The organism is Arthrobacter sp. M2012083 (assembly GCF_000281065.1).
Taxonomy (GTDB): Bacteria; Actinomycetota; Actinomycetes; order Actinomycetales; family Micrococcaceae; genus Arthrobacter.
Map to the genome: position 1 here is coordinate 146,497 of NZ_AKKK01000011.1, position 13,715 is coordinate 160,211.

At 62.9% G+C, this 13,715-nt stretch carries 12 protein-coding genes; 3 read left to right on the top strand and 9 right to left on the bottom strand.

What is annotated here, in order from left to right:
• Nucleotides 1-46 precede the first annotated feature (46 nt).
• Nucleotides 47-1,552: an FGGY family carbohydrate kinase gene (locus A477_RS0107570; protein WP_017198413.1), complete on the bottom strand. Its 1,506-nt coding sequence runs from the start codon at nucleotides 1,550-1,552 to the stop codon at nucleotides 47-49.
• Between the two features lie 13 nt (nucleotides 1,553-1,565).
• Nucleotides 1,566-2,999, bottom strand: a complete 1,434-nt coding sequence (locus A477_RS0107575) for an MFS transporter (protein WP_017198414.1) — start codon at nucleotides 2,997-2,999, stop codon at nucleotides 1,566-1,568.
• 324 nt (nucleotides 3,000-3,323) lie between these two features.
• Between A477_RS0107575 and A477_RS0107580 the strand changes: the two genes are divergently transcribed.
• On the top strand, nucleotides 3,324-3,758 hold the full coding sequence (locus A477_RS0107580; RefSeq protein WP_017198415.1) for a SipW-dependent-type signal peptide-containing protein: 435 nt from the start codon (nucleotides 3,324-3,326) through the stop codon (nucleotides 3,756-3,758).
• Between the two features lie 96 nt (nucleotides 3,759-3,854).
• On the opposite strand, the gene A477_RS0107585 is transcribed toward A477_RS0107580, so the two are convergent.
• Genes A477_RS0107585 through A477_RS0107605 form a run of 5 tightly spaced genes read right to left on the bottom strand, consistent with a single transcriptional unit; the run spans nucleotide 3,855 to nucleotide 8,555 of the window.
• The gene (locus A477_RS0107585; RefSeq protein ID WP_017198416.1) at nucleotides 3,855-4,967 is read right to left on the bottom strand and encodes an NAD(P)/FAD-dependent oxidoreductase; all 1,113 of its coding nucleotides are present in this window, start codon (nucleotides 4,965-4,967) and stop codon (nucleotides 3,855-3,857) included.
• A gap of 39 nt (nucleotides 4,968-5,006) precedes the next feature.
• On the bottom strand, nucleotides 5,007-6,068 hold the full coding sequence (locus tag A477_RS0107590) for a Gfo/Idh/MocA family protein (protein ID WP_017198417.1): 1,062 nt from the start codon (nucleotides 6,066-6,068) through the stop codon (nucleotides 5,007-5,009).
• Complete coding sequence (locus A477_RS0107595) at nucleotides 6,068-6,871, bottom strand: amino acid ABC transporter ATP-binding protein (protein ID WP_017198418.1); 804 nt, start codon at nucleotides 6,869-6,871, stop codon at nucleotides 6,068-6,070. The genes A477_RS0107590 and A477_RS0107595 overlap by 1 nt, the downstream gene beginning before the upstream one ends.
• The gene (locus A477_RS0107600) at nucleotides 6,868-7,656 is read right to left on the bottom strand and encodes an amino acid ABC transporter permease (protein WP_017198419.1); all 789 of its coding nucleotides are present in this window, start codon (nucleotides 7,654-7,656) and stop codon (nucleotides 6,868-6,870) included. Before A477_RS0107600 ends, A477_RS0107595 begins: the two co-directional genes overlap by 4 nt.
• A gap of 32 nt (nucleotides 7,657-7,688) precedes the next feature.
• Nucleotides 7,689-8,555, bottom strand: coding sequence for an ABC transporter substrate-binding protein (locus A477_RS0107605; protein WP_026005430.1), 867 nt, complete (start codon nucleotides 8,553-8,555; stop codon nucleotides 7,689-7,691).
• 180 nt (nucleotides 8,556-8,735) lie between these two features.
• On the opposite strand from A477_RS0107605, the gene A477_RS0107610 reads away from it, so the two are divergent.
• A complete protein-coding gene (locus A477_RS0107610) occupies nucleotides 8,736-9,857 on the top strand; it encodes a LacI family DNA-binding transcriptional regulator (RefSeq protein WP_017198421.1) in 1,122 nt (373 codons plus the stop codon).
• Between the two features lie 157 nt (nucleotides 9,858-10,014).
• Complete coding sequence (locus A477_RS0107615) at nucleotides 10,015-11,739, top strand: PHP domain-containing protein (protein ID WP_017198422.1); 1,725 nt, start codon at nucleotides 10,015-10,017, stop codon at nucleotides 11,737-11,739.
• Nucleotides 11,740-11,742: 3 nt separating this feature from the next.
• Here the strand turns inward: A477_RS0107615 and A477_RS0107620 are convergent, their stop codons facing one another.
• Complete coding sequence (locus A477_RS0107620; protein WP_017198423.1) at nucleotides 11,743-12,885, bottom strand: App1 family protein phosphatidate phosphatase; 1,143 nt, start codon at nucleotides 12,883-12,885, stop codon at nucleotides 11,743-11,745.
• Nucleotides 12,886-12,965: 80 nt separating this feature from the next.
• A complete protein-coding gene (locus A477_RS23680) occupies nucleotides 12,966-13,715 on the bottom strand; it encodes a class F sortase (RefSeq protein WP_237715746.1) in 750 nt (249 codons plus the stop codon).

Below are 13,715 nucleotides of genomic sequence, written 5' to 3' on the forward strand. Positions count from 1 at the left end.
GTTTTCTTGTAAGTGGGTGCGCGCGGAAGGCCGGCGGGTCCCGCTGTCAGGACGCGACAAGGCCAAGCTCCATGGCTATTCGCCTGTTCCAGGTGTTCCTGCGATCCAATCGATGGTCCGGTGACAGCCGGGGTTCGAAGACCTCGCCGCCGCCGAGGGTCGCAGCAGCGGCATCGAGCGTTTCCCAAAGGAGCCCGTCCGAGCCCGCCATGAATGCTGCACCACGAATACTGGCGGTCTCTGAACGGGGCAGCCGTTGCATGGGCAGACCTGTCAGATCGGCCTGCATTTGGATGAGTGAGTCGCTCGCAGACATACCTCCGCCGACAGCTATCTCCGTCACGGCCAAGCCGGCCACTTCCTGGTTGGCTTCAACGCTGCTTGCTACCGAATGCGCGATGCCTTCCACAACAGCGTAGGCAAGCTCCGCGCGGGTGCTGGCCATGGACAGGCCGGTGAGGGAAGCACGTGCTGTGGGCTCCACCACCGGGATCCTGATACCCGTCAAAGCAGGCACGAACATGACTCCATTGGCACTGGAAGCTTGCGATGCGAGTTCACTGATCTGACGTGATGAGTCGAACCAGCCAAGGGTGTTGCAGATCCAGTCCAGGGCCGAACCTGTGGTGGCCGTGAACGTTTCCACGGCGTACACGGTTTGGAAGTGCCGTCTCCATCCGGTCAGAGTCAACGTCCCCTCGTAAAGCCCGGATTTGACCGGCGGGCTGGAACCGGTGACCAGGTCAACGAAACTTCCGGTGCCATGAACGCACATCGCCTGACCGGCGCGGAGGCAGCCCAGGCCCACCGTACCCGCATGCTGATCGCCCATGGCTGCCAGGATCGGCAGCTCGATGCCCAGCGTTCCGGGGTCTGTGTGCCCCAGCAGGTCTGCATCCTGGCGCAGCTCGGGGAGAAGCTCCTGCGGGAATCCCAAGGCATCGATCCACGCCGTTTCATAGCTGTGCCCTGCCAGAACGTATGCGCCGGCGGACGTTGCATTCGTCGAAGTGGCCACGTAGCTCTTTTCCCGGGTGAGGCTCCACAGCAGCCACGTCTCCACGGTGCCGAAGCCCAGCCTGTTGGTTGCCTGGGCTTCGCGAACGGCCGGAGTTTCACGCAAATGATGGGCCGCCCACAGGTAGGGGGATCGGACGCCGGCCGGGCGTCCCACGGAAGGCACCAGCCGGGTGTCCCATTCCTTCCCCAGTTCCGCCAGTTCCGCTGCGTGGCGACTGTCCTGCCAGACCATCGCCGGGACCAAAGCCCTGCCTGTGGCAGTGTCCCAAAGCACCGCCGTCGATCTCTGGGTCGCCAGTGCAACGGCCACGAGTTCGACGCCGGCCTCAGCCGCCCGGCGCACAACTACCCGGCAAGCATCAACGGTCTTCGCCAATATTTCGTCGGCGTCCTGCTCCACGACGCCCGGCCGGGGACTGGCCACGGCAAGGTGCCGGTATTCCAGTCCATGAACCACTCCGTCACCGGTAACCCAGGCTGCGCGGGTCCCCGTGGTTCCTTCATCAATCGAGAGTATTGCTTGTTGCTTCATGGGTGGTCACCTTCTAGACGCGGTTCAACTCTGCCTGCTGGATGTCGCTCTTGAATTGCGGGGCATTCAACTCCTCATCCGGACTGACCGGTGCCCGCGTTGGATCCCATTTGATGACGCTGCAGACCACGCAGGCGGCCAACGGAACCACCGCCAGAATGAGGAACGTGGGTCCAAGGCCCAAATTCTGTTTGAGAAGCGGGAAGACCAGCAGCCCAAGCGCGGCACCCGTACTGCCAAGCGCCCCAATAACCCCGTTGGCGCCAGCCCTGAGCTCGCTCCGGAAGGAAAGTGTGGAAATGCTCTTTCCGTTGGCACCCGGACCGCCCGAATGGAACAGAATGAAGAGCGACGGGATAAGGAATGCCAGGACGATCGGAAGGCTCTGGTAGAAGAGTCCCAGGAGCAGCAGCATGATGAAGACGGCTCCGAAGCCGATGGCGGAGGCCTTTCGCAAGCCGAACTTCTTGCCGATTGCCGGTGACAGGAATCCGCCGAGTATGCCGAACAGGTTGAACACCAGGGCCCCAAGAGTGGCGACCACGAAGTCCTGGCCGAAGAGAGTCAGGCTAATGATGGGCAGGTACCAGCCCACGGCGAAGTACTGGATGGACTGACCTATCTGAATGGTCGCTGCCAGAATCGTGCGGGGCAAATAGATGCCACGGAAAATCAAGGCAATGTTGGCAAATCCTTTGGTTGCCTGGTTCACGATCGGCGAGCGGTCTTCAACCGGGGCGGCGGAGAATTTCTCCCCGTAAATCTTGCTCATGGAGGCAGCGGCCCGGTCCAGGAGGCCCTTTCGGGCAGCCCATGTGGGACTCTCAACCATGTAGAGCAGTTGCGCAATAAACAGCGTTAGTGCCACCACACCGGCAGAACCGACGGCATAACGCCAGATCGACGCCCCCACGCCCATGTTGTAGAACATGACCGCCAACAAGAGGTTGGCGCTGACCGCGCAGTACCAAATTCCCTGCCAAGTGTTCAGCCTGCTCTTGAACCGTGCGGGAGTGAACTCGGCAAGCAGCGCCATCGCGATGGCGAAATCGATGCCGTACGCGGCCCCTACAAAGAAGCGGCCCACAAGTACTAGCTCGAATGAGGGTGCAAACGCAGCAAAAGCAGCGCCAGCGAGTGCCAGGAACTTGGCGAAGACCAGCGGAGGAATGCGGCCCCATTTGTCGGCCATCCACCCGCCGATGGGGTTGAAAACGATCGCGACCCAAGACGCCAGCGATGTGAGGACAGCAACCTGGGTGGCGCTCAATTGAAGATCCTTGGTCATGGGGCCAAGGCCGGCGCTGAGCGCCGAGTTGGAGAAGGCGTCGAGGAACAGGCCGCCCAAGGCGAGCCACCAAATGAGCCCTGCGCGCCCCGAAATCCTAGGGCGGGCGTCAATATAGGACACAACATCGTGCACACCGCGGATAACAAAACTGGACATTTCGTCCGACCTCTCTGTCGGGAAACTGCCCCTGTCAGAGGTCACCTTTTTGGGTAGCAAAAAAGGGCAGAAAAAAACCTCCGACAGGAGGTCTCTTTTCTAACCCTGATGAGTGAGATCTTAGTCATATTTCGCTCGGTATTGCAAGGGAACAGTCGAGGGAAGGCGGCGTGAAGGTCTTGAGGTTTTCTTGAGGAATTGTTGACCGAACACAGGATTTGTTCTTGATCCGGGCCCGGCACAGTAGTTCTTGTCAGCCCGAGGGGCTGGAACAGAACGACACCAGCCCCGTTGAGCAGCCACAGCAGAAAGAGAACGATCCCCATGACACCGCGGAACAGTTTCGTGCGCGCCTTGGTGATTGTCGCCGTCGTCGTTCTTGGCCTGATAGCCGGACCTACGGCCGCGGTGGCCGCCTTCACGGACAGTGAACACGCTACTCCACAGTTCTCGGCAGCAACCATCCTCGCCCCGGCCAGCGCCAGCGTCACGATGCGGTGCACTTTGGGACTCCACACCACGGTCACCGTAAATTCCTATGGAACGGTGGCGAATGCCAACTACTACGAGGTGAAGGTCTACGACCGCTCCGGCAACCTCGAGTTCACCGGCGACCTCAGCCAGGCCGCGGGAAGATCGTACAGTTCCGGCATCGAGATCATCGGCACCTGGAGCTACGAAATCCGCGGTTACTACAAAGTTCCTGGCTCCAGCAACTTTTGGACGGGTAAGCCCCTCAAGGGCACCATGACCTGTTGAACGGGTCATCTCAAACTCCAATGGCCCCGACACGCTTGAGCAGATGGCGTATCGGGGCCATTGGCCTCTATAAAAGCGACTTACGGCAACAGCGAATCAGGAGAAACGCCCCGGACGGAACGTGGCCAGCATCGGGTGCTTTTCGCCGCTCAGGATCTCACCGGACAGAAGCTCACCGGCGATGAGGCCCAGTGTGGCACCGGAGTGCGTGAAGGCCACGAAGCATCCCGGCACTTGGCCTAGTTCCCCGAAGACCGGTTCGCCGTCGCCGGGGATGGGCTTGTAGCCGATCTTCCACGAGGCGGGCTTGAGCTCGGGATTGCCCGCGATGAGCTTGGAGGATTCGTCGGCCAGCTCCTGGACAACGTCATCCGGGATAGTGAAGGAACCGTCGGCGTGCTCGGTGATGTGTTCCTCGTACCAGTCGTGATCCAGGGCGAAAGTGTTGCCGGGGTTGGGACGAACAGCAGCTCGGGGCGTGTTCATCACCGCAGTGACCTGATGCTCCACTGGCTTGGTGACCACCAGCATGGAAACCGGCGAACCGTTGGGAATTTCCACGCCCAAAGGCTTTACGACGGCGGGCGTCGCGGCACCGCAGGCAACCAGTACAGCGTCAGCGGGGTACGTTTCACCGCCGGCAGTTTCGACCCCGGCAGCCCGGCCGCCGTCGACCATTACCGAGGCCTTGCCGGCATTAAGGACCAGCTGACCACCCAGGGCGTGGAATTCCTCCATCAGGAAGTTCACCAGGTCCGGCAGGCTCACCCAGCCTTCGCCCGGGTTGAAGATGGCGTTCTCGGGGACGGCGCCGGCATCGATGCCAGGGGTCACCGAGGCGATTTCCTCAGGGGCCAGCAGCTTGGAGTCGTAGCCAATCGACTTCTCGTAAGCATGGCGGGCTTCGGTGACCTCGCTCTGCCCGGCCGCGTTCCACATGAGGCCGCCGCCGAACTGCAGCCATTCACGACCGGGGTCCGCGGCGAAGAGTGTGCGGTACCGGTCAACGCCGGCCACCCGCAGCAGGTGGTACGGCGTGGAGCGTTCGCCCGCCGAGTTGAGCCACGACAATGAACGGCCAGTAGCTTCACTGGCCAGTCCCTGCTCGGTCAGCAGGGTGACGGAAGCGCCTTCGCGGAGCAGGTGGACGGCGGTGGAAACGCCCAGGATGCCGCCTCCGATGACGGCGACGTGCTTGGTGGAGGACATGGTTCTCCCTTTCTCTGAGGTAAATGCTGCTAAACGCGACTATGCGAACGCGTGGATGTTTTCGATGATCCTGAGGGTTTCCAACGCTTCCGCCGGCTGCACCGGAAGAGTCCCGTGCCCACGGAGCGAGGCTGCGAGGTCCCTGTAAAACTGTGGATAGTCGCCCTTCTCCGCCGGGACTGGCGTAGCTGAACCGTCCACTCCCAGAAGCCCCCAAGACTCCTGGGGTTCGGCGCCGTACGCGGCGTCCGACGGCGTGATGCCGGCTGCGAGGGCAGGTTCCTGGCTGTCCAGTCCCCACTTGGTGTAGCCGGCTTTGGAGCCGAGGACGTGGAAGCGCGGGCCCACTTGCGCGGCCATTCCGTTCATCCACAGCCGGGTCCTGACGCCGGATTCGTGGCGTAGCGACACGAAAGCTTCGGTGTCGGCCGCATCCGGGTGGGGGCCATGGTTGGCGGTCTCGCCGTAGCTCTCCTCCACAGGGCCGAACAGCTGGATGGCTTGGTCGATCAGGTGGGCGCCGAGGTCATGGAGGATCCCGCCGCCCTCGGCCAGCGTGGCCGGATCGCGCCAGTTGCCGAAGCCTTCCGGCCGCCACCATTCGAAGCGCGACTCAAAGGTCCGCACTTCGCCCAGGGCACCTTCCCTCAGCAGCTTCCGCAGCGTCAGGAAGTCGGCGTCCCACCGGCGGTTCTGGAAGACCGTGAGCTGCACACCGGCGTCGGACGCCCGCCCGACCAGTTCCTCACCGTAGGCCACCGTAGTGACGAAAGGCTTGTCCACCACAACGTTGAGCCCATGGGCGATGGCCGTGGCACCAAGCTCAAGATGCGTAAGCGGCGGGGTTCCAAGGACCACCAGGTCCAGGTCTCCGGCGAAGGCGAACATGTCCTCCGGGGTGGGGACGATCCTTGCCTGCGGGTAGAGCCGCCGGGCTTCGGCCATGCGCTGCGGATCTGCTGTGACAATGACGTCAAGGGAGTAGTCCGGATCCGCTTGGATCAGCGGCGCGTGGAACACCCTGCCGGAGACGCCAAACCCGACGACGGCGGTTCGGATGGGTGCCGCTGTTGGCTGGCGCACCACAGGAGTCCCGCCCATTACAGCACTTCCGAGAGGAAGCGCTGAAGGCGTTCGCTGCGCGGGTTGTCGAAGAGCTCGGTGGGGGTTCCAATTTCCACTACTTCGCCTTCGTCCATGAACACCACCTGGTCGGCCACTTTGCGGGCGAAGCCCATCTCGTGGGTGACAACCAGCATGGTCATGCCGCGGCGGCCGAGACCTGCCATGAGGTTGAGGACGCCCTTGACGAGTTCCGGATCCAGCGCGCTGGTGGCTTCGTCGAAGAGCATGACCTCAGGCTCCATGGCCAGCGCCCGGGCGATAGCGACACGTTGCTGCTGTCCGCCGGAGAGGTCACGTGGCCGGTGGTCAGCGCGCTCGGCGAGGCCTACTTCTGCAAGGCGTCGTCGGGCGCGTTCGCGGGCCTCCGACTTGGACATTCCCTTGACGCTCCACAGGGCCAATGCCACATTTTCCAGGGCGGTGTGGTCCGGGAAGAGATTGAAGTGCTGGAACACCATACCGATACGTGCACGGAGGATGTCCGGCTTGACCTTAAGTGCGCTTTCGCCGGCCAGCAGCACGTCGCCGCTCTTGGGTTCGTGCAGGCGGTTTACGCCGCGCAGGAGTGTGGACTTGCCGGACCCGGACGGGCCGATGATGCAGGTGGTGGTTCCCGGAGCCACGGTGAGGCTGACATTGCGGAGCACTTCAACGTCACCGTAGGCCATGGTCAGGTTGTGCAGTTCCAGGCTGGAGCCGTGGAACTTTTCAATGTCCCCGGTGCCTGGGTTAGGGCTTGGCTGGTTGGTGCTGGTAGCGCTGCTGCTTGTGAGGTTCACGTGTTGCTCCCGGTGATGAGCGGCGAGGCCGCATCGAGTTCCTTGACTTCCTTCAGCCCACTGGTGGGTGCCGTGGGACGGCGGCGTCCGGTGCGGAACTTGTTGTCGAAGTAGTTGACCAGGTGGGTCAGGGGCACCGTGATGATCAGGTAGAAGATGCCAGCCATGACCAGCGGTGAAAGGTTGCCGGACAGTACTGCGGCGTCCTGGCCCACCCGGAACAGTTCACGCTCGCTGACCAGGAGTCCAAGGAAGTAGACCAGCGACGAGTCTTTGACGATTGCAATGAACTGATTTACCAAGGCCGGTAGGACCCGGCGAATGCCTTGCGGCACCACGACGAGGGCCATGGACTTGGAGTAGCTCATTCCCAAAGCGCGGCAGGCCTCCCCCTGGCCCTTATCAACGCTCTGTATGCCGGCCCGGAAGATCTCACCGATGTAGGCACTGGCGATGAGGCTCAGGGCGATGATTCCCAGCGGGTAAGGAGAGGGTCCGAAGACCGACTGGCTCAACCGCGCAAATCCCTGGCCGATCAGCAGGATGGTGAGGATAGCGGGCAGGCCACGGAACAGGTCTGTGTAGATCCTTGCCGGGATACGCAGCCACTTCGAGCGCGAGATGCCCATGACCGCCACCACCATGCCCATCACTACGCCGAGGATGGTTGCTGCGATGGAGATGATCAGGGTGTTGAGGAGGCCAACTCCGAGGAGCTGGGGCAGTACTTCGACCATGGCGTCAAGGTCGAAGAACGTGCGGCTGATGGTATTGAGCCAATCCATTGAGTGCTCTCAGACGTTAGGTGTTTTGGGGCTTACTTGCTGGCGGTCGGAGCAGGGCTGGAGGTCTGCTCGGCCTTCGGAAGGTACTGCTCCGGCATCGGCGAACCCGGGAACCACTTCTCGTAGAGCTTCTTCCAGGTGCCGTCTTCCATTGCTTCGGCGAGGCCCTTGTTCAAGGCTTCCTTGAAGGCGGGCTTGTCCTTGGCGATGGCGAAGCCTGCCGGTGCGTCGAAGGAGGGAATGTCCGCGGCGCTGACCAGTCCGAACTGCTCCTGGTATTCCTTGGCTGCCTCGTAGTCCAGGAAGTGGGCGTCCACGGAACCGCTGTTGACTGCGGAGATGGCGGTGTTGTTGTCCGGGAAGCGGACCAGCTGCGCCGAGGTGAAGTTCTTGACTGCGTAGGCTTCCTGCAGGGTGCCCTGGACCACGCCCAAGCGCTTGCCGTTGAGGCCATCGGCGTCCTTGATGCCTGAGGTCTTGGTGGTGATGACCGTCAGGTATCCGGCGAGGTAGCCGTCGGAGAAGTCAACGGTTTCCTTGCGCTTGTCCGTGATGCCGATAGCTGCAACGCCGACGTCGAACTGGCCGTTGGCTACGGCTGCCAGGAGTCCGGAGAAGTCCTGTCCGGTGAAGACAACATTGTCCACGCCGGCGCGGTGGGCCACGTCCTTGAACAGTTCCACGTCAAAGCCGGTGAAGTTACCCGAGCTGTCCGTGAAGGTGTAGGGCTTGGAGTCTCCCAGGCTGGCCACACGGATGGTGCCGGGCTCGATGAGCCCATAGGGGTTGTCCGCGGAAGGTGAGCTGCCGGCAGGTGATCCACCGCAGCCGGAGAGGGCGAGAATGGCCGCCAAGGCTGCTGCCGCGAGGGCTGCCGGGCGGAAGTTCAGTTTGATCACAGCGTTGTCCAATCGTGGGAGGGAAAGCGGTGCTGTCAGGAGCCGCTGAAGCTATTACTCGATGAGGGGTCTTGTTGAGTCCGGTCTCAGCCCCTAGGATTGAGACCGGACTCACATCGATTGATAAGAAATGTAGCGGAACTCACAAAGCCGCGTCAACACCCCTCTTGAAAGGTGAACATGAGCAGTGACGGAACCCGACGGCGGGACGTGACGGTTGCCGACGTCGCCAAAGCCGCGAAAGTGTCCAAGGCGCAAGCAGCCCGGGCGTTGGGCAATTACGGCGCGGTCAGCGACGACGTCCGCGAGCGGGTGCTCGCCGCGGCCGAGGAACTTGAGTACCGGCCCAACGAACTCGCCCGGAGCATGAACACGGGCAAATCCAACACCATTGGCGTGGTGGTGGGCGACATCGAAAATCCCCACTTCGGGCTCGCCATGAGGGGCATCACGGATACCGCGAAGAAGAGCGGCTACAACGTCATCCTCATCAACACGGACGAGGAACGGGCCGCCGAAGTGGACGCCGTCCGGGTGCTCCTGGACAAGCGCGTGGACGGGCTCATCGTTGCTCCCGCCTCGTCCGTGGAAACCTCGCACCTGCAGCAGGTCCGAGAGTCCGGGCGTCCCTTGGTCCTGCTGGATCGCGCTGCCGCAGGGGTGGACGTTGAGACCTTTGCAGTGGACATGGGACGCATTTCCTACGAGTCCACCCTGCATTTGATCGAGGCCGGACACCGACGGATTGCCTTTGTCTCCACTGTCCGGACCGATGCCCCCTATGTTGCCGGCATGACCTTGGACTCTTCGCAGATCTCGGATCGCCTGGACGGAATCCGCCGGGCTTTCGACGATGCGGGCTTCCCCCACCCCACGGACCTCATCCGGCTTAATGCTGGGGACGCCGACTCCATCATGCGGATTACGCGCGAGCTGCTGGACGGGCCGGACGCCGCCACGGCCATCATCGCGTCCGACGGCCTCATCGCCTTGAGCGTCGTGGAAGCCATCCAGGAATCGGGGCGCTCCATCCCGAATGACGTTTCGTTCCTCATGTACGACGATTTCGCGTGGACCCGCCTCACCACTCCCCCGCTCACCGTCATCTCACAACCCGTTTACGACATGGGAATTGCCGCAGCCTCAGCGCTGATCAGGCAGATCGAGGGCAGGAAAGCTGCCGGGCCCGGCCCGGATCTGGTGGCGACGTTGATAAAGCGGGGATCCGTCGGGGCCCCCAAGGATGCTGAGGCACTCTTGCCGGACGCCGAGATCGCCGGAATCCTGCCGGATCGCTGGTAGCTTCCGGGTGGTTTCGACGTTTTCCCGCGAACTCGCTAAGGATGCACACCCTCTGGGCGCTCCCCCAAACCGTTCCCGCCCGGTTAACCTCCGCGCCATCCCGCTTCCCTACTGTGATCCCGCTGGGGGGATCACAAAACTACAGAGGGAAAGCGCTATGTGCACCGCAGACGAAAACACGACTACCCACAGCCAACGAGTGGAGCTTGCCGACGCTGAGCTGAAAACCATGGGATTGAGCCGCCGGCGCATCCTGCAGTCGGCAGGCATCCTGGCCGCGGGCAGCGCGGCAACGGCCGCCATGGCACGGCCGGCGACGGCGAACACGGGCGGCAACGACCCCCGGCTGAAGTGGCTTGTCGGAGACCACCACGTCCACACCCAGTACAGCCACGACGCGAAGTACATGATCAAGCAGCAGCTCGATACCGCACAGTCCTACGGTGTGGACTGGCTGGCACTGACTGAGCACAGCAACTTTGGCCACGCCAACAACGGCGGGGCAGTCAACGCCAACAGGGAAATCCAGGCGCAGCGTGCAGCGAGGCCCCACCTGCTGATCTTCCAGGGACTCGAATGGTACATCCCGGGAGCTGAGCACGCGTCAGTGCTTGTCGCCCCCGGTCCCAATGAAGTGAACCTCCTGCGGACCTTCGAACTGGTGTGGGACGGAAAGCTGAACCAATGGGAGAAGCCAACCCCTGGAACGGCCCAAGTGGAGACGTTCGAGCGAAAAGCAGTTGAAGCCATTACTTGGTTGGCCAACCAGCGGCGCTCCGGCTACATCGACGACGTCGTAGCGCTGGCCAACCATCCCATGCGGCTGGGCATCGATTCCCCGCACGAACTCCGGGCTTGGCGCGATGCCGCCCGCGAAGTGATGATCGGAATGGAAGGTGCCCCGGGTGCGCAGGGCTCCGGCGTCAGCCAGTTCTCCAGAGCCGGCGACCAGCGCGGCGAATACACCAACAACCCCACCCAGTACAGCTTTCCCGGCTACCCGGCCGACGCTTTCCGGCCCTACGGCGGCTTCGATTGGGCAACCGCAACGGTGGGTGGCGTCTGGGACTCCATGCTCGCTGAAGGCCTGCCCTTCTGGATCACGTCCAACTCCGACAACCACCTCACTGTGAAGGACACCTGGAAAACCGGACCGTATCCGGCAGAGGAGCCCTACCTCAGCCTGCCCAGCGAATTCGACCGCTGGTCCGTCACGGGCAAGCGTCCCGATCCCTTTGATACCGGCGAAAAGCAGGGTGGTAGCGACTACTGGCCGGGACAGTTCAGCCGCCTTCACACGGGTGTCACCAAACACTCCTACACCGGCGTCCTGGAAGCAATGCGCAACGGCCGCATGTGGGTGGACCACGGACACCTCCTCCAGGGACTCGACGTGCGGGTCCGCGAGGTGCGCGGCACCGGCGCAGGCAACAGTAACGGGCGCAACGGCGTCACCCTCGGTTCCCGCCTCCAGGTAAGGCGAGGTGCCGACGTCGAAATTTCCATCACCATGACGACGACGGACTACCGCAACTTCGCGGGGATCCTCCCGAAGCTCGCCCACGTGGACGTCATCGGTGGCGCCGTAACTGGTGCCGCGGCAGATCGCGACACTCTGAGGGCCCCTGGCACAGCGGTATGGAAGCAGATCGATGTTTCCGGGCGTACCGGAACGTTCACCATCAAGCACGTCATCAAGGACGTGCAGACATCCTGCTACTTCCGCCTCCGCGGCAGCGACGGAAACCGCCACGGTGCCGGCTACTACGGCGCTGCCGTGGACCCCGCCGGGCCCATCCGCCACGGAGACAACCTCGGGGATGCTGACCCGTGGGCTGATACCTGGTTCTACGCCAACCCGGTGTTCATCGACGTCGCGTAGTCATCACTCCGATGCGGTGTGCACTTCGCCTTCTTCGGGATCGTCGGCGGAGCGAACCTCATTCCGGATGATGCCCAGTTCCTCGAGCTGGGCAGACATCCCCGCTCCATCCGGGGCATAGATCCAGGGGATTCCAGGCGTGGGCTGGCCTCCGGACTTTGATCGTCCGCCTGCGAGCACGGCTTCACCCGCGGAGAGCTGGCGGATGGCGATGGCCCTGACGTTGGCCGGATGACGTTGGGCGAACTCGGAGTAGATGGCCTCATCGTGTTGTCCGTCGTCGCCCACCAGCAGCCACTTGATGTTGGGGAATTCCTCCGCGAGGCGTTCCAACGAGGTTTTCTTGTGCTCCTGGCCGCTGCGGAACCAGCGGTCAGGAGTCGGGCCCCAGTCCGTGAGGAGCTTGGGACCGGCGGGGTACAAGTTGCGGGACAGGAACCGGGACAGGGTTGGTGCAACGTTCCATGCTCCGGTGGACAGATACAGCACGGGTGCGGAAGGTGCCGTCCTGGCGATCCGTTCATACAGCACAGCCATGCCCGGCGTGGGAGTCCTCGCGTGCTCGTTGAGGACGAAGGTGTTCCAAGCTGCCAGGAACGGACGCGGCAGCGCAGTGACCATTACGGTGTCGTCAATGTCGGACACGACGCCGAAATCGGCATCGTCCGCGACGATCTCCAGCGGAGCCTCAACAATTTCGGACTCCCCGGATTGCAGCGTGATGGTGTGCCAACCGGCGTCGAGGGCTACCGGAACACGAGCATCCACCACACCACCGCGGTCAGCCCTCACATCAAAAACTGTGCCTGCGATGGTCACGTTCACGCGAGCATGGGCCACGGGGGCGCTGGTGAAATTGCGCCAGCCGCGCATGCTTTCCTGCAACGGATTTGCATGACCCGCAGCGTCCCGGGGGTCACTACGGACCACACGCGCGAGGACCCTGACCCAGGAAGTACTGCCGTACCCGGTGTAAGGGATGACGGTCTCCACCCGGCCACGCCGGATCGCAAGACGCGTCTGAAAACCAAGCCACGCGTCGTCGAGCCTCATGGCGAGGTGACGGCGACCCTTACTCAACGGCGTGGGGCCTTCATTGTCAGCGGCGTCGGACTGGGGGCGTGGTTTCATGGGACGGGGTGACATGCGTCCAGTCTTCCATGGCTCGGCTCCCGAACGCAGTGCTCCGACGTACTGTGAAGTGGCGACCGTGCGGGCAAAAGTGGCTACCTTGCGGGCACCGGGCTTGCCTGGACGATGATGTTCTTCCCCCAAAGGTCAGCCGCGTAGCAGGTGATCAGTATGAGCCGACCCGGCACTATGTCCCAGATCTTGCTGTCCCTCAAAGTTTCCTTGTACTCAGTGGTGACCCCGTCCACCCTGAAATCCAGCTGCCCTTCAGCAGTGGTGACAGTCAGTAGATCACCCGCCCTCGCACGGGCACTGATGTTATTGAATGGCGATTCGCCCCCTTCCAAGCTGTGTCCCACAACGTAGGTGGTGTTCGTCGAGCCCCCACCGGGCGTGCCGTACGGGCTCAACCAATAGGCGTCCGGGGTGTGGGGCGGAACGATCGCATTCACCTCGAGTTCCTGCGCGGTCGGAGTCAGAGGCACTATGCCCTGGTCGAGTCCTACCGCATCGTAGGTAATGTGCAGCGGCGGAGCACCGGCCTCCAAGGCAGCGACCTTGTCCGGCACGTGGTGCTGCGGAACCGACTCCGGCTGTATCGGCGGAGGACTCCCTGGAGACTTGGAGTCCGGAGGGCTGGTTGCCGGTTGGGGCGCCGCCGCGATTGCCGAGGGCGCCGCGTTATGGGTTGTTGCCGGAGCCGACCACCATCCGGGAAGCGCCACAGCCAGCAGCACCGCGGCGAGGAGGACGGCGAGGGCCGCCCTACCCCGCCGCTGTCCGGCTAGCCTCCCCGGAACAAAGCCGCGGCGATGCCTCCCCGGCTGAATAGCATGGCGCCGCAA

Excerpts from the sequence above, each read along its gene's own strand:
- A477_RS0107610 (WP_017198421.1), top strand. The coding sequence starts at position 8,736 with ATGAGCAGTGACGGAACCCGACGGCGGGACGTGACGGTTGCCGACGTC.
- A477_RS0107590 (WP_017198417.1), bottom strand. The coding sequence starts at position 6,068 with ATGGGCGGGACTCCTGTGGTGCGCCAGCCAACAGCGGCACCCATCCGA.
- A477_RS0107580 (WP_017198415.1), top strand. The coding sequence starts at position 3,324 with ATGACACCGCGGAACAGTTTCGTGCGCGCCTTGGTGATTGTCGCCGTC.
- A477_RS0107620 (WP_017198423.1), bottom strand. The coding sequence starts at position 12,885 with ATGTCACCCCGTCCCATGAAACCACGCCCCCAGTCCGACGCCGCTGAC.
- A477_RS0107615 (WP_017198422.1), top strand. The coding sequence starts at position 10,015 with ATGTGCACCGCAGACGAAAACACGACTACCCACAGCCAACGAGTGGAG.
- A477_RS0107570 (WP_017198413.1), bottom strand. The coding sequence starts at position 1,552 with ATGAAGCAACAAGCAATACTCTCGATTGATGAAGGAACCACGGGGACC.
- A477_RS0107575 (WP_017198414.1), bottom strand. The coding sequence starts at position 2,999 with ATGTCCAGTTTTGTTATCCGCGGTGTGCACGATGTTGTGTCCTATATT.
- A477_RS0107585 (WP_017198416.1), bottom strand. The coding sequence starts at position 4,967 with ATGTCCTCCACCAAGCACGTCGCCGTCATCGGAGGCGGCATCCTGGGC.
- A477_RS0107600 (WP_017198419.1), bottom strand. The coding sequence starts at position 7,656 with ATGGATTGGCTCAATACCATCAGCCGCACGTTCTTCGACCTTGACGCC.